The sequence below is a fragment of the Lentzea xinjiangensis genome (assembly GCF_900110955.1).
GTDB lineage: Bacteria > Actinomycetota > Actinomycetes > Mycobacteriales > Pseudonocardiaceae > Lentzea > Lentzea xinjiangensis.
This window is the reverse complement of sequence record NZ_FOFR01000002.1, coordinates 141404-160254: the sequence shown is the minus strand read 5'-3', so window position 1 is coordinate 160254 and position 18851 is coordinate 141404. Positions and strand designations below refer to the sequence as shown.

Genomic DNA, 18851 nt, shown 5'->3' with positions numbered 1-18851 from the left:
GTGCCGAGGTCGTCATCGGTTCTCCAGGTGCTGTTGCAGTGCGTCGAGGTGGTCGCGCCAGAAGCGGCGGTACGGAGCGATCCAGGTGTCGATGCGTTGCAGCCCATCGGGTTTGAGCGCGTAGATGCGGCGCTGGCCGTCCGGCCGCACGTCGACCAGGCCGACTTCCCGCAGCACGCGCAGATGACGTGACACGGCGGGCTGGGTGAGCGCGGGCAGGCTGTCCACCAGCTCACCGGCCGTGCGGTCGCGTTCGGCCAGCAGGCCGATGAGGTGCCGGCGGTTCGGTTCGGCGACGGCTTCGAAGACATCCACGCTCAGTTTTATAACTTAGAGCGTATATAAGCGCCAGTGCATATGGTCGTTATGATGCTGTTTTCGCACGTCACACGGATGGCTCCGGACAATGCCGGTACCGCCTGTCACCATCGGGGCATGCCCGAGCGCAAACCCAGAGTCACCGACTGGCGACTCGTCGTGCAGTCCCGGTTGGACCGGGTCCGCGCGGATCTGGCTGCCCTCGGCCCGCCGGATCCCGTCGATCCGGAGGGCGACGTCTGGCGTCGCACCGCCGAAGAACAGGCGGCGGTGGTGGAGGCGATGCTGAGCGACCGCGAGCCGTGGTGGCGCATGCTGCCGTCGTGGTGGTCGGGCTGGTACATCGAACGGGCCTGGCGCGCCCTGCACGAGGCCGAGGTGGCGACGATCTCGGCGGAGCGCGGTTTCCTGGGCAGGCTCCCCGGCCTGCGGGCCCGCGTGGCGCAGTACCTCGACGACGACGACCCCCGCCGCCGCGCCCTGGAAGCCCTGCGGCCGGGGGAGTCCGCCCCCGCCGTGGAGCGCGCGATCGTGGTGGACGCCCTGCGCGCGGCCTACGACAACTCGGACTTCGCGCACGCCGGTTCCAGGGCCCTGCGCAACAAGCTGATCGCCGCCTCGCTGGTGCTGTTCGTGATCAACACCGTGCTGGGCGTCGTCGGCATCGTGAAGCCGGGCATCATCCCGCTGTGCGTCGACCCGAAGGAGAACGCACTGCCCACGGTCTGCCCCGGCGGCACGGCGAAGGCGTCCGGCGTGGACGTGTGGCTGGTGCAGGTGCTCGGCTCGTTCGGCGCGGTGCTCGCCGCCGTGGTCCTGCTCCTGCGCCGCCGGCCGTCGCTCTCGCCGTACGTGATGATCGGCTACCAGGCCCTGATCAAGATCATGCTCGGTGCGGCGCTGGCGGTGGTGGGCATCCTCGCGCTCGGCGCCGGCGTGACGAGCGGGCTGATCGGGATCCCGTCGGCGGCGGCGTTGCTGCTGTGGGCGGTGATCTTCGGGTACGCGCAGCAGATCGGCACCCGGCTGCTGGACAAGTACACCGACGAGGTGTTGGACCAGGCGCGGCCGCTGCCCGAGGTGGACGGGCCGCGGGTGGCGCCGCGGTGAGCCGGGGCTCGCCGGGCCGGGTGGTGGTTCTGGCGGCCGATGAGTCCGTGTGACGGGTGGGCTCACGTGCCGGTCGTGCGCGCTGCCCGAAGCGTGCTCGCGGCGGCCCGCGCCCCCGGCCGAGGCCGTTCACCGAGTGGCTTTCACCGTGCCCAAGCCGGCAGTCGTCCCGACGCCGGTCAATCCGTGCGACGGGTGGCGCACACGCGCGACTCGCACGCGCTGCCCGAAGCGTGCTCGCGGCGGCCCGCGCCCCCGGCCGTTCACCGAGCGGGTTCCACCGCACCCGGCGGGTCTTCGCCGAGTCCCCGCGTCCGGTGAACGAACCGCGAGGCCGTCGAACGCTAGCCACGGCGCCCGTGCGGCCGGGTCTCCTCGCGGACGGTGTTGATCACGTCGGCGTCCCAGCGGTGCGTGCGCATGAGCCGGTACCGCTCGGCCGCCACCCACATGTAGGCCTCGGTCTCGGTCCGGTCGCCGATCATGTCCGCCTGCCGCAGCATCGCCACGACCGGCTTGTACTCGTCGGCGTACCACCGGCGGGCGACCTCGGTGCGGTCCAGGAAGGTGCCCGTGTCCTGCATCAGCCGGAAACCCCACGCCTCGACGTGCTCGCCCAGCTCGGCGTAGTCCCACGGGTCCGACAGCAGCACCGCGGCACGGGCCTCGCCGGTCAGCGGCACGCGGTCCAGGAACAGCCGCCGGTAGTCCTTCACGATCAGGTCGCCGCGGTAGCGGATGCCGGCGGCGTTCACGCGGGTGATCACCTGGGTCACGTAGGCGTCGATCACCGACAGGCCCAGCGCGTGCGCCACGGAGACGCGGTGGTGGCCGTCGATGATGAAGTGCAGCTCGCCGATCCGGTACACCTCGATCGGCGGCACGCTCTCGCCGCGGCGCGTGGCCAGGGCCAGGCGTTGCCAGCGCTCGCGCACGCGGCCCGACGTCGGGCGGAAGCGGCGGTCGAAGTCGCGGGTGCGGTCGACGCTGCCCACGATCGAGTCGAGCCGGATCGACTGCAGGCCCAGGCGCTTCTCCGACACCATGCCGAGCGCGTCCACGACCTCGTGGAACGGCAGCATGATGTTCACGTCGTCGGGCTCGCGGCGCAGCCAGGCGGCGAGGCGCGACATCACCTGGCGGCGGCGGGCGCGCAGGAAGTCGTTCTCGGCGTCGGCCACGGGAAAGCCTGTGTCACGTCTCATCGCGACCTCCCGGAAGGTCCAGCACCTTGTACCCGACGACGTTGACGACGCGGGTCGCGCCCAAGACGCGGTCCGGCCGCGGTACGCCGTGCGGATGAATGTGACCGTGCAGCATGAACGGAGGCTGAAGCCGCGAGACCAGGCCGTGGAGGCACTCGAAGCCGCGGTGCGGTGCGTCGGGCTCGTCGCCGCAGTTCAACGGCGGTGAGTGGGTCAGCAGCACGTCCACGCCACGTCCGTCCCGCAGCCTGCGCCACCCGGCCAGCCGGGACACCCGGCGGGCGCGGCGGGCCTGCTGCCGCTCCGTCCACTGGTTCGGGCCCTTGTTGTAGCGGATCGAACCACCGAGGCCCGCGATGCGCAGGCCGGCGACGTCGACCACGCGTTCGTCCGCGTTCACCGCGCCGGGTGGTCCCGGCCAGCGCACCGGAACGCCCGCCTTGGTCCACAGGCCGCGCACGTTCGAGTAGCCGGAGAGGTCCGCGTCGTGGTTGCCCGGCACGAACACCAGCGGCTTGTCCAGCGCGTCGGCGAGGAACTCCAGGTAGTCGAACGGCAGGTCGCCCGCCGCGAGCACCAGGTCCACCCCGGCGTGCTGGTGCACCTGTGCGGACCACAGCTGCTCCACCACCTCGTCCGCCACTGCGAGCACTCGAACCATTCCAGCAGCGTAATGAGGCCCGCTGCGGATGACGCGGGGCAGTGCTGCCACTAGCGTCGGCACCGTGCTTGCCGAGCTGTTCGCCGCGGCCGCCCGCGGATGCCGCGACCGCAGTCCGCTGACCCAGCGGCTCCTCGACGACGCCGCCGGCGACCTCCGGCGGGGCGGCGTCACGACCCGGATCATGGCGGGCTCCGAACGCGACCGGGAGGGCGCGGTGCCCGGTCTGCGGTTCGCGGGCGCCGTCCACCGGCTCGTGCTCGAAGGACGTGCGCCGGACCTCGCGAAGCACTACCCGTCCGTCGGCGGCCAGCCGCACCTGCCGACGCTGTGGGAGGACGCGCTGCCCGCCCTCGAACAGCACGCGGACCTCCTCCGGCACCGCATCGCCGCCGCGGTGGTGCAGACCAACGAACCCGGCCGCAGCGCGCCCCTCTACGGCGGCCTGCTGGTCGCGGCGCAGGAGGCCGCGAAGGCGGCGGGCAGGCAGGTGCCGTTCTGCGTGCGGCTGCTCGAGGTCGGCGCGAGCGGCGGGCTCAACCTGCGCCCGCACCACGTCGCCTACCGGCTCGACGACACCGTGCTCGGCGACCCGGACAGCCTCCTCGTGCTCGACCCCGAGTGGACCGGCCGGCCGCCCGCCGACCTGACCCACCGGCTGCGGGTCGTCGGGCGGGCCGGCTGCGACCTCAACCCGGTCGACGTGTCCACTGAGGACGGACGGCTGCACCTGAGCTCGTTCGTCTGGGCCGACCAGCTCGCGCGGTGGAACCGGCTGCGCGACGCGCTCGACCTCGCCGCGACCGACCCGGTGCGGGTGGAGAGGTCGGCGGGGCCCGAGTGGCTCGCGAGGCAGCTCGCCCGCGTCGAACGCGACGTGCTGACCGTCGTGTGGCATTCCGTGGTGTGGCAGTACGTCTCGCCCGCCGACCGGGCGATGGGCAGGGCCGTGCTGGCCGACGCGGCGGCGAGGGCGACGGCCAAGACGCCGCTGGCGCTGCTGGTGTTCGAGCCGCGCCGCACGGACGGCGACGACTACCGGTTCGAGCTGCTGCTCAAGCTCTGGCCCGCGGGGATCTCGCTGAACCTCGGCCACGGCGGGGGCCACGGCACGCCGTTCACCTGGGACGTCACCCCGTGGGAGTGACGACCGGGTTCACCACGTAGCGCCCGTCCTGCTCCTCGACGGGCATCTTGAACTCCGAACGCGTGCCGTCGCGCGTGTACTGCACGACGACGGTGCCGTTGCGGTAGAACCCGCCCTCGACGCGCGCCGTCGAGAAGTGCTCGGTGGTCGACTTGGCGACGTCCTCGCCGCCGACCGCGAGCAACGGCTCCAGCCGGTGGAAGTCGTTGGCGCGCAACGCCTCGGTCACCTCCGCCGCCAGGTCCTGCGGGGTGTCCTCGCCGGGCTCCGGCCAGCTCGCGATGGAGATGACGACCATCGTGAGCCAGCCGACGGCGAACACCAGGATCCAGAAGCGCAGGTTGCGCAGCCGGCGGTGCACGTCAGGGCGTTCCGGAGATCAGCACGAACACGGTGGTGATCCAGCAGAGCAGGAACGCGAGGACCCAGAAGCGGATGTTGGTGAGCAGTCTGGTCATGACGAAGCCCTTCCACGACGAACAAAGCGGGCGAAACCGGGACTAGAGCCAGCGATTTCGGCGCAGTATTCGGTAGAGCGTCAGACAGGCGACGAGGACCAGGCTCATCACCAGGGGGTAGCCGAACTTCCACTTCAGCTCGGGCATGTAGTCGAAGTTCATGCCGTACACGCCGACGACCATGGTGGGCACGGAGATGATCGCGACCCACGAGGTGATCTTGCGCATGTCGGTGTTCTGCTGCAGCGTGATCTTCGCGAGCGTCGCGTCGACCAGGGTGGTCAGCAGCTCGTCGAACGCCGTGACGCGCTCGGAGACCTCCGTGAGGTGGTCGTCGACGTCGCGGAAGAACGCCCGCACCTGCTCGGGGATGAGCGGCGTGTAGCCCTCCGCCAAGCGCCGCAACGGGTTCGCGAGCGGCATCACCGCGCGGCGCAGCTCCACCACCTCGCGCTTGAACATGTAGATCTGCTCCGCGCTCACCTCGGTGCGCGGCGCGAAGACCCGTTCCTCCATGCGGTCGATGTCGTCCTCGATGTGGTCGGTGACCTCGAGGTAGTTGTCGACCACCTGGTCCGCGATGGCGTGCATCACCGCGGCGGGGCCGATCTCCAGGCGCTCCGGGTCGTCCTCCAGCACGTGGCGCAGCTTGGAGAGCCCGGAGTGGTTGCCGTGCCGCACCGTGATGACGAAGTCCTTGCCCAGGAACACCATGATCTCGCCGGACTCGACGATCTCGTTGGCGGTGTCGGGGGACGGGTTGGTCACGTAGCGGACGGTCTTGAAGACCATGAAGAGCGTGTTGTCGTACCGCTCGAGCTTCGGGCGCTGGTGCGCGTGCACCGCGTCCTCGACCGCCAGCTCGTGCAGGCCGAACGTCTCCGCGATGCCCTCGATCTGCTCGGCGTCGGGCTCGTGCAGGCCGATCCAGACGAACCCGTCCTTGCGCCTGCGGACCTCCTTGACCGCGTCCGTGTGGGTCCACCGGCCGGGCAAGCGCTTGCCGTCCACGTACACCGCGCAGTCGACCACGTAGTGGGACAACGGGACGGGAACGTGCGGGACGTGCCCCGCGGGGCCGCGCTGGGGTCCTCGTCCGCGGATCGAGGGCAGGCTGGGCATGGTGGGTTCCTCCAGGTACACGCGCCGGCGTGGAAGTGCGAAAGCACGACGGGCGCCCTGACCGGGTGGAGCTCCAGCGTTCTAGATGGATCTAGAAGGCCACCTCGGTGAGGACGCGCTTGGTACTGGCAGGGTGGGGGTCCTTGCTCATTTAGGGGTCCTCACCTCCTCGGGACGAGAGTTGCCGGTGGTGGAAATCCTCACACACCGGTTGCCGAGAGTACTCCCCCTGCGCTCAGACTGTCTCCCCACCTGAGGCAGATCTCGATCACACGTACCTGGAGGCGCGGTGCAGTTCGGTCGGTACTACGAGGAGTTCGAGGTCGGAGCGGTCTACAAGCACTGGCCGGGCAAGACGGTCACGGAGTACGACGACCACCTGTTCTGCCTGCTCACGATGAACCACCACCCGCTCCACATGGACGCGAACTACGCGGAGAAGACGACGGACTTCGGCAAGAACGTCGTCGTCGGCAACTACATCTACTCGTTGCTGCTGGGCATGTCCGTGCCCGACGTCTCCGGCAAGGCCATCGCCAACCTGGAGATCGAGTCGCTGCGGCACGTGAAGCCGACGTTCCACGGTGACACGATCTACGGCGAGACCGAGGTCCTCGACAAGACGCCTTCGAAGTCCAAAGACGACAGGGGTGTGGTGTACGTGGAGACTCGTGGGTACAAGCAGGACGGCACGGTCGTGTGCATCTTCCGCCGCAAGGTGATGGTGCCGAAGAAGTCGTACGGCGACGCCCGTGGCGGCGAGCAGCCCGGGCGCCCGGAACCCGCATCCGACTGATTTGGGGAACCGAAGTGACAGCTCTGGATCTGGCACGGCAGCGTCTGCGCGAGTTCGCGGTGAGGGCCGCGGCGATCTCGCCGCTCTACGAGCACCTCGCGTCGCGTGCCGCCGAGGATCCGGAGGTGGCCGGTCTGCTGACCGCCGCCGGCGAGGACGACGCCACGGGCGAGCTCCTGCTGGCGGCGGCGCACCGGCTGGTGCAGGCCGAGCCGTTCCACCGGCTGTCGAACTACTACCCGTCGCTGGGCGGGACCTACGGCGCGGACGAGAGCACCTGGCCGCTCTTCCGCGACTTCCTGCTGGAGCGCGCCGAACGGGTGCGGGCGCTGGTGGGCAGCCAGGTGATCCAGACCAACGAGGTGGGCAGGGCGGCGCTGCTGTTCCCGGCGGTGGCCGCCGCGGCCAGGCAGGCCGGCGCGCCGATCGGGCTCGTGGAGGCCGCCACGACCGCGGGCCTGCTGCTCGGGCTCGACCAGTACTCCTACCGCTACCAGACCGCGGAGGCGGGTCAGCTCGTCGCCGGGCCCGCCAAGGCCGCGCTGGGCCTGCACTGCGCCCTGGAGCTCGCCCCCGGCGCCGTGCTGCCGAAGCTGCCCAAGACCGTCAAGGTGGCCGCGAAGGCGGGCATCGGCGTGGCGCCGGTCGACCTGGCCGACGAGGACGCCTACGCGTGGCTGGAGGCGTGCGTGTGGGCCGACCAACCGGAACGGCTGCGTCTGTTCGGGGTGGCGTGCGGCGTGCTGCGCAAGAACCCGCCGCGGCTGGTGGCCGGCGATCCGGTCGCGGACCTCGCCGAGGCGGTCGAGCCGATCGACGCGCCGATCGTCGTCATGACGAGCGGGTCCGGCCTCGACCTGGTGCCCGCGTTGTCGGGTTTGGGCAGGTCGGCGTGGTGGGCGGCGCACGAGGAGGGGGAGCTCCGGCTCGTCCGGGTGCACGGCTCCGACGTCGAGACGACGACCCTGGCGACCACCGAGGCCCACGGGCAACGTCTCGTTTGGCGCTGACCGCCCGCTCCCGATCGGCTGAACCTGATCAGGCCCTGGGCAGGCAGTTCCACCCGGAAAGCGCTTCCAGGAGGCCGTCGGTGGTGGGGAGTGTGGCCAACGTCGCACTGTCGGCCCAAGCGACATCCGATGCGTCGTCGCCCGCTCGGAGCACACCCGACGTGACCTGGCATTCGTAGTCGAGGATGAGGAAAACCCCGTTCGGGGCCGAGCGCTCGACGGTGCCGACGAGACGACCGACCGTGACGGACAGTCCCGTCTCCTCGGCGACTTCCCTCGTCACGGCGGCCTCGTCCGCCTCACCGGGCTCCACCCGGCCGCCCGGTACCGACCACAGGCCCTCACCTGGAGGATTGGCGCGTCGCACGAGCAGTAGTCGCCCGTTCGAGTCATGCACGATCGCTCCGACGCAACGGATCAAGTGGTCGCTGCTCGCCGTCACGAACACGAAGCGTAGTCACACCGGAACGGCGGTGCTTCCCACTACCCCGGCTGCGGTACAAATCTCCCAAGGCGCTCGGCAGTGCTGTACAACGGTCACGAACGGCGCCAAACGGGTGCAACGCGGACGGGGTGGACACCGTGAACTTGAAGAAGATTCTCACTTTCGCTGGCATCGCCTTGTTGCTGTTCTTCCTCATCGCGGAGCCCCAGCAAGCGGCTCAGCTGGTGCAGAACATCCTCAACTCGCTGCGAACTGCCGCTGAGGCCCTGATCACCTTCGTGCGACAATTGTTCTAGTCCCCGGTTCGCCGGGAAGGCGGGGACAGGGCTCTGGCTGGCACCAGGAAAGGGCTGGTAGCGCATGTTCGCACCACGTGATCCGGACGACTACCTGCTGTCGAGCGAGCGTCGGGTCATCCGGGTGCGCAGGCACTGGTCCTACCTGATCTGGGACGTCCTGGAGGCGGCGGCGCTGCTCGCCGGCTTCATGATGATCTCCTACCTGCTCCCGGCGGACGCGGGCGTGATCCAGAACGTGCTGTGGTACGGCGGGCTGCTCGTGCTGCTGCGGCTCGCCTACTTCGTCATCGAGTGGTGGGTGGAGCGCATCGTCGTCACCGACAAGCGCTTCATGCTGACGTCGGGCGTCTTCGAGACCAAGGTCGCGATGATGCCCATCAGCAAGGTCACCGACCTCACCTACGAGCGCACCGTGAGCGGACGCATGTTCGGCTACGGCACGCTCATCGTGGAGTCGGCAGGTCAGATCCAGGCCCTCAACCGCCTGGAGTTCCTGCCGGATCCCGAGGAGGTCTACGACGCCATCTCGGAGCTGACCTTCGGCGACAAGAAGGCGCAGGCCGAGCGCTTCTCGATGATCAAGGCACAGCGGGCCGCGCGCGGGAAGAAGATGGTCCCGTAGCGGAGCCGGTTTCCGGCGTCGTCCACACTGGACGACGTGGTCATCGATCTGCACACCCATTCGTCCGAGTCCGACGGCACCGACAGCCCCGCCGAACTGGTGAGGGCCGCGGCGCGAGCAGGCCTCGACGCGGTGGCGATCACCGACCACGACACCGCCGCCGGATGGGCAGAGGCCGTCGCGGCACTGCCACCCGGCCTGCGGCTGGTGCGCGGTGCCGAGCTCTCGTGCTCGTCGGCTGACGGCTACGGCCGCACCATCACCGTCCATCTGCTGGCGTACCTGTACGACCCGACGCACGCCATGCTGATGAAAGAGCAGTCCCGCCTGCGCGAGGAGCGGCGGCACCGCCTGCAGAAGATGGCCGAGATGATGCGAGCGGACGGGTTCCCGATCGACCCGGTCGACCTGATGTCCCGGCTGCCCTTCGACGCGCCGGCGGGCCGCCCGCACCTCGCCCAGGCGCTGATCCGCGCCGGGGTGGTCTCCTCCGTCGACGAGGCGTTCGCGACGTTCCTCACCGGCGGTCAGTACTACGTCGGCCGCACCGACACGCCCGTCGAGCGGGCGATCGAGATGATCGCCGAGGCCGGCGGTGTCACCGTGCTGGCGCACCCGTTCGCCCGGTCCCGCGGTCCCGTGGTCGCGCCGGCCGTGGTGCGGTCCCTCGCCGCCGCCGGTCTGGCCGGGGTCGAGGTCGACCACCCGGACCACGACCAGGAGACCCGGCGCTCGTTGCGGCTGCTGGCCGACGAGCTGGGCCTGATCGTCACCGGGTCGAGTGACTACCACGGCACGAACAAGACGGTCCGGCTCGGCGCGGAGACGACGGCGCCGGAGATGCTGGATGCTCTGGCCGCGAGGGCCACCGGTGGCGAGATCCTCGTCGGATAGGGCGGTGTGTTCGTGTTCGACCTGCGGCTGTTCATCGAGGCCACGATCACGCTCCTGGTGATCATGGACCCGCCGGGCACCGTGCCGGTGTTCCTGGGCCTGGTCGGCCGCAAGTCGCGGGAACAGCGCAAGCGGGCCGCGCGGCAGGGTGTGCTGGTGTCGTTCCTGGTGATCACGCTGTTCGCGGTCGCCGGCAACTCGATCCTGGCGTACATGCACATCGGCATCCCCGCGCTGCAGGGCGCGGGCGGGTTGCTGCTGTTGCTGATCGCCCTCGACCTGCTGACGGGCAAGGGCGCGACGAACCACCCCGAGGTCGAGGACGTCAACATCGCGCTCGTGCCGCTGGGGACGCCGCTGCTGGCCGGGCCGGGCGCCATCGCGGCGACGATCGTGTTCGTGCGCCAGGCCGACGGCGCTCTCGGCTCCTACCTGGCCCTGGCCGCGGCCATCGTGGCCGTGCACCTGGTGCTGCTGGGGACGCTGCGGTCCGCCGGTCTGCTGATCAAGGTGTTCCGGGAGAGCGGCATCCTGCTGATGGCCAAGATCGCCGGTCTGCTGCTGGCCGCGATCGCCGTGCAGCTCGTGGCCTCCTCGGTGCAGGGCTTCATCACCGCGGGCGGCCAGCCGTGACCACCTTCAGCGCTCGATGCGCGCCGTGTCGCCGTCGATGACGATGGGGCGCTCGATCAGGCTCGGGTTGGCGACCAGGTGCGCGATCCACCGGGCGCGGTCGTGCTCCAGGCCCTCCGGGTAGGCGGTCTCCTTCCTGCGCGCGATCTCCCACGGCTGTTTGCCCAGCAGTTCGAGGACCCGGTCGAGCTCCTCCGCCGTGGGCACGTCCTCCAGGTAGCGGCGCTCGGTGTAGGCGATACCGGCCTCGTCGAGGCGTTGCTTGGCGGCGCGGCTCTTGGAACAGCGCGGGTTGTGCCAGATCTCCATGCCCCTCATCTTCTGTCAGGGGTGCTGGGTAACTTGGTCCGGGTGGAACAACTCGGCTTCGACTTCGGTGTTCAGCCCCGCCGGCTGGTGCGCGTCACGCCGGCGAAGCTCGCGACGTGGACGGACTGCCCGCGCCGCTACCGGATGACCTACCTCGACCGGCCCACGCCTCCGCGAGGCGGTGCCTGGGCGCACAACACGCTGGGCGCGGTCGTGCACAACGCCCTGAAGGCCCTCTTCGACCTGCCGCCGGACCGCCGCACCCCCGACCAGGCCGTGGCGCTCGTGAACCGGCAGTGGAAGTCGGAGGGCTTCCGCGACGTCGACCAGGCCGCCGAGTACCGGTCGCGCGCCGAGGGCTGGGTGCACGACTACGTGGCCTCGCTGGACGTCGCCTTCGAACCGCTCGGCGTCGAGCGCTGGGTGTCGTCGCCGACCGAGCGCATCGTGGCCGAGGGCCGCGTCGACCGCATCGACTACCGCGACGGCGAGCTGGTGATCGTCGACTACAAGACCGGCCGCCACGTCCTGACCTCCGACGACGCCCGCGGCTCGCAGGCGTTGGCCCTGTACGCGCTGGCCGCGCGCCGGACGTTGCGCAAGCCGTGCCGGCGCGTCGAGCTGCACCACCTGCCGTCGGGCTCGGTGGCGGTGTGGGAGCACACGGAGGAGTCGCTCGCCCGGCACGTGCGGCGGGCGGAGGAAGCGGCGGACGAGATCGACCTGGCCTCGGAGACGCTGAAGGCGGGCGGCGACCGGGAGGTGCTGTTCCCGCCGGTGGTGGGGCGGCAGTGCCAGTGGTGCGACTTCCGGCGGAGCTGCCCCGAGGGGCAGGCGGCGGCACCCTCGTTGGAGCCCTGGGCGCTGCTGGCGCCGTGAGCGCGTTGGGACTTTTGCCGTAGCGGGCCTGGAGCCGATCGGGTTGTCACTGCCTGCGAGCCGCTGTGCCCGTAGGGTGGCTGGAGTGGAAGTGGAAGCAGCAAAGCGTTCTTCGCGGACGTACGGAGTCTTGCGCGCGGTGAGCGGTGTGCTCGCGGTGGGCATGGTGCTGCTGGCCCTGGCGAACATCGGCGTCCAGTTCTACGCGAACTCCCGCGATCTGCCAGGTCCCGGCATGCTGTCGGTGGTCTCCCACGTCGTGGCCGCCCTGCTCGTCGTCGCCGGGCAGATCGTGGCGGACCGGTACGCGGACTGGAAGGCGCCGGTGTCGTCTTCGGCCGTCCTGCTCGTGACCGGCGCGACCCTCTGGACCTTTTGGTGGGCGTGATTCACCCGGATGCCGCAGTCCGCGTGCTAACCCTTCGACCCGCCGCGACGACGTCCTGGGCACCAGTCACGTCGAGCGAGGTCGGTCATGGCGCGCAACCTCAACCCCATCCAGTTCCTCACCAACACCGATGGCAACGGTGACCCGGTACCGGCGAACCCGGCGGTCGAGTCGCCCGCGTTCAGCATCACCAAGGTCCTGACGGCGGGGTCGCTCGTCGTCACCCCGATCGCCACGGCGGTCGCCGAGTTCGCGTCCGGCGGCAGCCTCCAGGCGGGGCACTACGTGGCGCTGTCCCTCGGCCTGCTCGGCTTCCTCGCCATCGCGAGCTCCGCGGACGTGATCGCGCGAGCGATCTCGACGAGGAAGAGCGACAGCGGCACGGCTGGCCAGCGCGACACGGCCAACCTCATCCCGTTCGACCAGCCGTTGCCGGGCTCGCTGATCGCCGGTGGCACCAGCCCCAACGTGCACGTCCTCGCGGCCACCGGTGGGTCGAAGGCCTACTTCCTGGTCAGGAGGGACGACGACGCGCTGGAGTGGCTGCCGGCCACCGCGGTCAGCCTGCGCAGCCGGTAGGAGCGGGCGGGCAGGTCCCGTGGCTCCGGAGCGGCCCGCCGCACGACACCGTGCCGCCATCGGGACCGGGTTCATGCCGGGCGCGGAGTCCACCGCGGTGACGCCGAACTGATGCCGGTTCGACCTTCCGCCGTGGTGCGTCCCCGCTTACAGTGTGCACTCGATCCGCTTGGGGAGGCGGAGACGCGAGGCGGGGGAACCCGTGGCGGTGGGGGATGTTGTCGGCGCGCGCCGGAACTCGGTCGCGTTGCCGGTTCCGGTGTTGCTCGTGGTGGCGGGGCTCGCCGCCGCGGTGGTCGCGCAGGGCGGGTACTACCTGCCGGGCAGGGTGCTGTCCGGGCTGCTCGTCGGGGTCGCCGTCGTGCTCGCCCGGCCGAAGCCCACCGCGCTGGCGGCGCTGGGCGGAGCGTTCGCCGCGTGGGCCGTGCTGCGCGGCGTGATCGAGGGCGACGTGCTGGCGGCGGTGCCCGCGGTGGCCGCGGCCGGGGTGTTCGTCGGTGCGGTTCTCGTTGCGGCACAAGCTGATCTGGCGCAACGGGAGTTGCTGGCCACCGTTGTCGCCGGCGTCGGGGCGCTCGTCGGGTTCACCGGCTGGGTGGCCGTGGTGTTCCGCGTGCCGTCGTGGACGACGGTCGCGGAGGGGCTGCTGCGCGCGGCGTCGACCCTGACCTACCCGAACGCCGCCGCCGCGGTGATGGCCGCGGCCGTCGTGGTGTCGCTGGTCCTGCGGCCTTCGCCGCTCACCTCCGTCATGAGCTTCCTGCTCTGCGTGGGAGTCGGCGCGACGATGAGCCGTGCCGCGGTGATCGCGCTCGCGGCGGGCTTGGTGGTGCTGTGCGTGTTCTCCGGCTTCCAGAAGACGGTCGCCGCCGCGGCGCCGCCGTTGCTCGGGGCCGGTGTCGCCCTGGCGGCGTTGCTGCCGTCGCTGCGGGTCGCCGACGAGCCGCGGCCGGTGCTCGCCGTCGGCGGACTGGTCGTGGGCGCCCTGGTGGCGCTGGTGCTGCCCCGGCTCGGCCGGTTCCTGGTGCCGGTCACGGTGCTGCTGGCGGCCGGTGGCGGGGTGGCCCTGGTCGTCTTCGCGGACCGGCTGGCCACGCGGGTCTCGTTCAGCTCACCGGACCGCGCCCAGGCCACCGGCGCCGCGCTGGAGCTGGTCGCGCGGATGCCGGTGCTCGGCGCCGGGCCGGGAAATGGATCTTTTTTCTTCCAGCGGGGCAACGAGGGCACTCGCTTCATGCGTTATGTGCACAACGAGTACCTCCAGGTGCTCGTCGAGCTCGGGCTCGTCGGGCTGGTGCTGGCGCTGGGGGTTGTCGTCTGCGTGCTGGTCGCGATGTGGCGAGGACGCGGGACGCCGTTGTGGGCGGGGGCGATGGCGGCTGTCGTCGTCGTGCTGGTGCACAGCGGTTTCGACTTCCTCTGGCACCTGCCCGTCGTGCTCGTCGTCGCCGGCCTCTGCGCCGGTCTGGGGTTTCCGTCCACGAGGGACGGAATGGTTGAGGGGACAGTCGGATGAAGAAGTTCACCGGGGGCAAGGCGCTTGCGGTCGTCGCCGTCGCGGGTGGCGCGGTGCTCGCGTCCATCGCGCCGGTCATGGCGGACGTGAGCGCGCAGTCGCCCTCCGCGGGCGCGATCAGAGTCGAGTCGCCCGCGAAGTGGAAGGCGTGGGGCGCGGCGATCGAGGTCCAGCTGACCTACGCGTGCCCGGCGGGTCACCAGGGTCACCTCAACGTCACCGTCAACCAGGCCGTGCTCGGCGGTGTGGCGGTCGGCAACACGTACAAGGAGATCACCTGCACCGGTGGGTTCGAGACCACCGCGGTGAACGTGACGGCGAACGAACGCGCGTTCCGCTGGGGCAGCGCTTTCGCGAAGTCGGAACTGCGCACCTACCAGAACGGCAACGCCGCGAGGGACGAGCGCGAGATCCAGATCGTCCCGTGATCCGGTGGCCTGGCTGACCACCCGGTCATGAGGCCAGCCAGGCCCGCCAGGTCGGCAGCAGGGTGGCGATGAGCTCGCCGGGCGCCTCGGTGTTCGGCGAGTGCATGACGCCGGGCAGCACCGCGAAGTCGGCGTCGAGCCGCTCGGCCATGTCGCGCTGGGCGGCAGGCGTCCACGCGTCGTCCGAGTCGCCGCACACCACGAGGCACGGGATTCCGGACGTGCGCAGCGCCCGGCTCAGCTTGGCGACCTGGTCCGGCTCGTGGCGCAGGCCGTTGCCCATGCCGAGCAACGCCGCGGCCGGCGACTTGAGGAACCTGGCGCGGTAGAAGTCCTTCAGCTCCTGCGGGAGCACCGCCCACGCCGGGTTCTGCGAGGCCCGCAGCTCGTTCAGCTTCTGGGCGCCCTCGACGCCCTGCTCGGCCAGCACGTGCTCGCCGACCTCCAGAGCCGTGCGGCGCTCGCCGGCGGGAAGCTCCGCCGGGCCCGACGACATCAGCGTGAGACCGGCGAGCGGAGCGCCCGCGAAGACGGCGGCCCGGCACACCAGGCCGCCGTAGGAGTGGCCGAGCAGCAGGACTTTGCGGCCGTCCGCGGCGATCTTCCCGATCAGCTCGGCGACCACCGACCCCAGCGGGCCCGGCCGGTAGAGGGCCTCGTCGTCGGGGCCCTCCGAGTCCTGCTGGCCGGGCAGGTCGATCGCGACGACCTCGAACCCCGCGTCCGCGATCGGGTCGATCACCGGGGCGAAGTCCTCTTTGGAACCCGTGTAGCCCGGCACGAGCAGTGCCGTCGTGCGCATCGCGTCGTCGCCGGCGGCGGGCGCCCGCAGCGCCGCGATCGTGCCGTAGCGGCCCGGCAGGTCGATGCGTTGCGCCCGGTGCGGGCTGATCTGCGAGTGCACGGGGGAACTATCGCAGCGCGACCAGGGTTTCGCCACGCTGCTCGAGCACGACCGGACCGGCGGTGGCGAGCTGCACGGGGCCGGTGTGGCCGTCGCGGTCGATCCGGATCGTGCCCACGACGGCGCCCGTGGCCTGCTCGTGGACCCGCAGGCCCTCCCGCACCGGGATGACCGCGCGGCCGGCGAGCGTCGTGCCGGCGCCCAGCGCGCCCTCGGCGGTCCACTGTGGAGTGAGCGTGTCGAGCGACAGGGCGATCGTCCTGGAGCCGGAGAACCAGAAGACGTGGGTCTTGGTGGAGAACGAGCGGGCCACGTGGTTCGGCGGCTCGGTGAAGTCCGCCTCCGGCACGTCGATCGGCGCCTCGGCGACCTGCGCGCCGCTCTCGGCGTCGAAGACGACGATCCGGCTCGGGCGGGGCATGGCGACCGCGACGAGCTTGTCGGTGACGGCCACGACCTGGGCGTTCTCGCTGCCGGCCAGGACGCTCGCGAACACCTTCGGCTCGTCGGACTTGTCCGGGTTCGGCTTGATCACCGAGATCCGGTCGGAGCTGTCGTCCGGGCAGCGCTCGATCAGCGCGAACTTGCCGGACGTCACCGCGACCGAGCCGTAGGTGCACCCGGCCCGCGGCTGCTTGCCGGGGTTCACGATCGCGCGCAGGGTGCCGTACTCGAGCGAGCGCACCAGGTCGTCGCGCCGGTAGACCTCGATGAACTTCGAGCCGGTGGTGATGAGGTGCGAGCCCTCGTTGAGCAGTGCCGTTCCCGGTTCCGCGTCGCCGTTGCGCTGTGCCCGGCGCTCGCCGGTGATGCCGTCGAGCGAGGTGAGCTCCGAGCAGTTCGTGCCCTTCGAGTACAGGGCCATGGCGCGGCCCCAGCCCGTGCTCACCACGCACAGCGGCAGGTCGCGCTCGTAGGTCCACCGCACTTCGCCGGTCAGCGGGTCGCGCCCGTGGACCGTGCCGCCGTCGCCGGTGACGACCGTCGACGGCTTCTCCTCGCCGGTCTCCTTCGACGGGGTCCGCACGACCACGGGGGACTGCGACGCCCCGCTGGCGGCCCGCCACACCTCGGCGAGCGTCGGGGGCAGCGTGGCCACCTCGGGCAGCGGCTCCCACGACGACGGCCCGGTGACCGACGTCGTGGCGCGAGCATCGCTGAACGCCCAGGTCAGCACGGCGGCGACGACCGAGACCACGGCGATCAGCGCGACCGCGACGAAGTCGGCGCGGGTGCGCCAGGACCGGGCGGGCGGGCGGGGCGCGGCGGGCTCTGGCTCGTGCGCGGGCTCGTCGAGGACGTCCTCGACCTCGGTGACGTCGGAACCGGGGGACGACATGTGATCAGTCTGCCGAAGGAGCGGCCTGTTCGGCAGAGGTTCGGCGACGACGACGCCGGCGAGGCTTGTCCGACGCGGTCTTGTCGGAGGACTCGGAAGCCTGCGCCTCCGCCTGCTCACCGTCCTGGGCGACGCCGCCGCGGCTGCGCGTGCGCGAGCGGGAGCGCTTCGGGCGCGTCTCCTCGTTCGCCTCCGGCGCCTGCTCCGCGCCGCCGGGGGCGGAGCCGGAGCCCGTGCGGCGACGGCGCTTGTTGCGCTTGCCGGTGTCGAGGTTCTCCTCCTCCTCGGCGTCGAGGCCCGCGCGGGTGCGGTGGCTCAGCGGCAACCGGCCCGTGGAACCGGACGGGATGCCCAGGTCCGCGAACAGGTGGTCCGACGTCGAGTAGGTCTCCACCGGCAGCGGCTGACCGAGGCCGAGCAGGTCGTTGACCGACTGCCAGCGCGCCGTCTCGTCCCAGTCGACGAACGTGACGGCGACACCCGTGCGCCCGGCACGGCCCGTGCGGCCGATGCGGTGGACGTAGGTCTTCTCGTCCTCGGGGCACTGGTAGTTGATGACGTGCGTCACGTCGTCGATGTCGATGCCGCGTGCCGCGACGTCCGTGGCCACCAGCACGTCGACCTTGCCCGCCCGGAACGCCCGCAGCGCCTTCTCGCGCGCGCCCTGGCCCAGGTCGCCGTGCACCGCGGCGGCGGCGAACCCGCGCTCGGTCAGGTCGTCCGCCACCTTCTGCGCGGTGCGCTTGGTGCGGGCGAACACCATCGTCAGACCCCGGTCGCGGGCCTGCAGCACGCGGGCCAGCATCTCCGGCTTGTCCATCGAGTGCGCCCGGTAGACGAACTGGGAGGTGTTCTCGTGCGTCTGGCCGGCGTCGTTCTCCTCGGCGCGGATGTGCGTCGGCTGGTTGAGGAACGTGCGGGCCAGCGTGATGATCGGACCCGGCATGGTCGCCGAGAACAGCATGGTCTGCCGCTCGTCGGGAACCATGACGAGGATGCGCTCGATGTCGGGCAGGAAGCCCAGGTCGAGCATCTCGTCGGCCTCGTCCAGCACCAGCATGCGGACCTTGCCGAGCACCAGGTGGCGCTGCTCGGCCAGGTCGAGCAGGCGGCCGGGCGTGCCGATGACGACGTCGACGCCCTTGCGGAGCTGCGCGATCTGCCGCTCGTAGGGGATGCCGCCGTAGATGGCGGCGACCCTCACCCCGAGGTGCTTCGCCGCGGCGGTCAGGTCGTGCGAGACCTGCAGGCACAGCTCACGGGTGGGGACGACGACGAGGGCCTGCGGGGTGCCGTCGCCGGGCAGGTCGATGCGGTGCAGCAGCGGCACGCCGAAGCCGAGGGTCTTGCCGGTGCCGGTGCGCGCCTGGCCGATGACGTCGTCACCGGCGAGCGCGATGGGGAGCGTGAGCTCCTGGATGGCGAAGGTGCGTTCGATGCCGGCTTCGCCGAGCGCCTTGACGATCTCCTCGCGAACGCCGAGCTCGGCGAACGTCGGGGACTCGGTGTGCACCGGCGCGTCGGCCAGCAGGGGGTGCGATGTGTCTTCCACGGGGGCGCCGGTCTCGCTGTGCTCCAGTTCGACCGGGTCCAGATGTGCTTCTACTTCAGCGGTCAGGGTGATCAGCCTCTCTCGTACCAAGCGCGTACGAGCCCTGGCCGGGCCTCTCGACCGCGCTTGGGAACCAGCTGCGGGAAAGGTGTACGCGCACCATTCGTGCGCCTGCCCAAAAAATTCTGGGACACGGCGGTTCGTCACACTCGTCACGCCGGGCGTCCGCCCCCATTC

Annotated in this window: 23 protein-coding genes; 13 read left to right on the top strand and 10 right to left on the bottom strand. The window is 71.0% G+C overall.

Annotation, left to right across the window (positions count from 1 at the left end; translation table 11 throughout):
- Positions 1–12: 12 nt before the first annotated feature.
- Positions 13–315 (bottom strand): ArsR/SmtB family transcription factor, encoded by a 303-nt coding sequence (locus BMW88_RS06060; protein WP_089949618.1) that lies wholly within the window; start codon positions 313–315, stop codon positions 13–15.
- A 120-nt stretch (positions 316–435) separates the two neighbouring features.
- Between BMW88_RS06060 and BMW88_RS06055 the strand changes: the two genes are divergently transcribed.
- On the top strand, positions 436–1428 hold the full coding sequence (locus BMW88_RS06055) for a hypothetical protein (protein WP_089949617.1): 993 nt from the start codon (positions 436–438) through the stop codon (positions 1426–1428).
- 344 nt (positions 1429–1772) lie between these two features.
- Here BMW88_RS06055 and BMW88_RS06050 read toward each other — a convergent pair whose 3' ends face one another.
- Both BMW88_RS06050 and BMW88_RS06045 read right to left on the bottom strand, forming a co-directional pair.
- Entirely contained in the window at positions 1773–2633 is an 861-nt protein-coding gene (locus tag BMW88_RS06050) for a ParB N-terminal domain-containing protein (protein ID WP_089949616.1), read from the bottom strand.
- On the bottom strand, positions 2623–3294 hold the full coding sequence (locus BMW88_RS06045; protein ID WP_089949615.1) for a metallophosphoesterase family protein: 672 nt from the start codon (positions 3292–3294) through the stop codon (positions 2623–2625). Before BMW88_RS06045 ends, BMW88_RS06050 begins: the two co-directional genes overlap by 11 nt.
- Positions 3295–3358: 64 nt before the next feature.
- Between BMW88_RS06045 and BMW88_RS06040 the strand changes: the two genes are divergently transcribed.
- Positions 3359–4441 carry a DUF2332 domain-containing protein gene (locus BMW88_RS06040; protein ID WP_089949614.1) on the top strand — a complete coding sequence of 361 codons (1083 nt, stop codon included), beginning with the start codon at positions 3359–3361 and terminating at the stop codon, positions 4439–4441.
- Here BMW88_RS06040 and BMW88_RS06035 read toward each other — a convergent pair.
- Together BMW88_RS06035 and corA are read right to left on the bottom strand one after the other, a co-directional pair.
- Positions 4425–4802, bottom strand: coding sequence for a hypothetical protein (locus BMW88_RS06035; protein ID WP_089949613.1), 378 nt, complete (start codon positions 4800–4802; stop codon positions 4425–4427). The genes BMW88_RS06040 and BMW88_RS06035 overlap by 17 nt on opposite strands.
- A gap of 139 nt (positions 4803–4941) precedes the next feature.
- Positions 4942–6021, bottom strand: a complete 1080-nt coding sequence (corA, locus tag BMW88_RS06030; protein WP_089950208.1) for a magnesium/cobalt transporter CorA — start codon at positions 6019–6021, stop codon at positions 4942–4944.
- Between the two features lie 289 nt (positions 6022–6310).
- Between corA and BMW88_RS06025 the strand changes: the two genes are divergently transcribed.
- Together BMW88_RS06025 and BMW88_RS06020 are read left to right on the top strand one after the other, a co-directional pair.
- Complete coding sequence (locus BMW88_RS06025) at positions 6311–6817, top strand: MaoC family dehydratase (RefSeq protein ID WP_089949612.1); 507 nt, start codon at positions 6311–6313, stop codon at positions 6815–6817.
- Between the two features lie 14 nt (positions 6818–6831).
- Complete coding sequence (locus tag BMW88_RS06020) at positions 6832–7827, top strand: DUF2332 domain-containing protein (protein WP_089949611.1); 996 nt, start codon at positions 6832–6834, stop codon at positions 7825–7827.
- Positions 7828–7855: 28 nt separating this feature from the next.
- On the opposite strand, the gene BMW88_RS06015 is transcribed toward BMW88_RS06020, so the two are convergent.
- On the bottom strand, positions 7856–8269 hold the full coding sequence (locus BMW88_RS06015) for an NUDIX hydrolase (protein WP_177220968.1): 414 nt from the start codon (positions 8267–8269) through the stop codon (positions 7856–7858).
- A 140-nt stretch (positions 8270–8409) separates the two neighbouring features.
- Between BMW88_RS06015 and BMW88_RS41665 the strand changes: the two genes are divergently transcribed.
- From BMW88_RS41665 to BMW88_RS06000, 4 genes are all read left to right on the top strand, one after another.
- Positions 8410–8568: a hypothetical protein gene (locus tag BMW88_RS41665; protein ID WP_170067890.1), complete on the top strand. Its 159-nt coding sequence runs from the start codon at positions 8410–8412 to the stop codon at positions 8566–8568.
- A gap of 64 nt (positions 8569–8632) precedes the next feature.
- Entirely contained in the window at positions 8633–9193 is a 561-nt protein-coding gene (locus tag BMW88_RS06010; protein WP_089949610.1) for a PH domain-containing protein, read from the top strand.
- A gap of 36 nt (positions 9194–9229) precedes the next feature.
- Positions 9230–10087, top strand: a complete 858-nt coding sequence (locus tag BMW88_RS06005) for a PHP domain-containing protein (RefSeq protein WP_425434617.1) — start codon at positions 9230–9232, stop codon at positions 10085–10087.
- A gap of 12 nt (positions 10088–10099) precedes the next feature.
- Positions 10100–10720 carry a MarC family protein gene (locus BMW88_RS06000; RefSeq protein WP_281249367.1) on the top strand — a complete coding sequence of 207 codons (621 nt, stop codon included), beginning with the start codon at positions 10100–10102 and terminating at the stop codon, positions 10718–10720.
- Between the two features lie 6 nt (positions 10721–10726).
- Here the strand turns inward: BMW88_RS06000 and BMW88_RS05995 are convergent, their stop codons facing one another.
- Complete coding sequence (locus BMW88_RS05995) at positions 10727–11029, bottom strand: ArsC/Spx/MgsR family protein (RefSeq protein WP_089949608.1); 303 nt, start codon at positions 11027–11029, stop codon at positions 10727–10729.
- A 42-nt stretch (positions 11030–11071) separates the two neighbouring features.
- Here BMW88_RS05995 and BMW88_RS05990 point away from each other — a divergent pair, with 42 nt between their 5' ends.
- From BMW88_RS05990 to BMW88_RS05970, 5 genes are all read left to right on the top strand, one after another.
- Positions 11072–11908 (top strand): RecB family exonuclease, encoded by an 837-nt coding sequence (locus tag BMW88_RS05990; protein WP_089949607.1) that lies wholly within the window; start codon positions 11072–11074, stop codon positions 11906–11908.
- A gap of 139 nt (positions 11909–12047) precedes the next feature.
- Positions 12048–12296 carry a hypothetical protein gene (locus BMW88_RS05985; RefSeq protein WP_143115985.1) on the top strand — a complete coding sequence of 83 codons (249 nt, stop codon included), beginning with the start codon at positions 12048–12050 and terminating at the stop codon, positions 12294–12296.
- 87 nt (positions 12297–12383) lie between these two features.
- Complete coding sequence (locus BMW88_RS05980) at positions 12384–12875, top strand: hypothetical protein (protein ID WP_089949605.1); 492 nt, start codon at positions 12384–12386, stop codon at positions 12873–12875.
- A gap of 208 nt (positions 12876–13083) precedes the next feature.
- The gene (locus BMW88_RS05975) at positions 13084–14391 is read left to right on the top strand and encodes an O-antigen ligase family protein (RefSeq protein WP_143115984.1); all 1308 of its coding nucleotides are present in this window, start codon (positions 13084–13086) and stop codon (positions 14389–14391) included.
- Complete coding sequence (locus BMW88_RS05970; protein ID WP_089949603.1) at positions 14388–14819, top strand: hypothetical protein; 432 nt, start codon at positions 14388–14390, stop codon at positions 14817–14819. Before BMW88_RS05975 ends, BMW88_RS05970 begins: the two co-directional genes overlap by 4 nt.
- Positions 14820–14844: 25 nt before the next feature.
- On the opposite strand, the gene BMW88_RS05965 is transcribed toward BMW88_RS05970, so the two are convergent.
- From BMW88_RS05965 to BMW88_RS05955, 3 genes are read right to left on the bottom strand one after another with little or no spacing between them, the layout of a single operon-like run.
- The gene (locus BMW88_RS05965) at positions 14845–15723 is read right to left on the bottom strand and encodes an alpha/beta fold hydrolase (RefSeq protein ID WP_089949602.1); all 879 of its coding nucleotides are present in this window, start codon (positions 15721–15723) and stop codon (positions 14845–14847) included.
- 7 nt (positions 15724–15730) lie between these two features.
- Complete coding sequence (locus tag BMW88_RS05960; protein ID WP_089949601.1) at positions 15731–17062, bottom strand: Rv3212 family protein; 1332 nt, start codon at positions 17060–17062, stop codon at positions 15731–15733.
- A 4-nt stretch (positions 17063–17066) separates the two neighbouring features.
- Entirely contained in the window at positions 17067–18689 is a 1623-nt protein-coding gene (locus tag BMW88_RS05955) for a DEAD/DEAH box helicase (RefSeq protein WP_425434632.1), read from the bottom strand.
- Between the last annotated feature and the right edge of the window lie 162 nt (positions 18690–18851).

Bases quoted from the DNA above. Each gene is read 5' to 3' on its own strand.
- BMW88_RS06055 (WP_089949617.1), top strand. From the start codon at position 436: ATGCCCGAGCGCAAACCCAGAGTCACCGACTGGCGACTCGTCGTGCAG.
- BMW88_RS06010 (WP_089949610.1), top strand. From the start codon at position 8,633: ATGTTCGCACCACGTGATCCGGACGACTACCTGCTGTCGAGCGAGCGT.
- BMW88_RS05970 (WP_089949603.1), top strand. From the start codon at position 14,388: ATGAAGAAGTTCACCGGGGGCAAGGCGCTTGCGGTCGTCGCCGTCGCG.
- BMW88_RS05960 (WP_089949601.1), bottom strand. From the start codon at position 17,062: ATGTCGTCCCCCGGTTCCGACGTCACCGAGGTCGAGGACGTCCTCGAC.
- BMW88_RS06045 (WP_089949615.1), bottom strand. From the start codon at position 3,294: ATGGTTCGAGTGCTCGCAGTGGCGGACGAGGTGGTGGAGCAGCTGTGG.
- BMW88_RS05995 (WP_089949608.1), bottom strand. From the start codon at position 11,029: ATGGAGATCTGGCACAACCCGCGCTGTTCCAAGAGCCGCGCCGCCAAG.
- BMW88_RS05980 (WP_089949605.1), top strand. From the start codon at position 12,384: ATGGCGCGCAACCTCAACCCCATCCAGTTCCTCACCAACACCGATGGC.
- corA (WP_089950208.1), bottom strand. From the start codon at position 6,021: ATGCCCAGCCTGCCCTCGATCCGCGGACGAGGACCCCAGCGCGGCCCC.
- BMW88_RS06050 (WP_089949616.1), bottom strand. From the start codon at position 2,633: ATGAGACGTGACACAGGCTTTCCCGTGGCCGACGCCGAGAACGACTTC.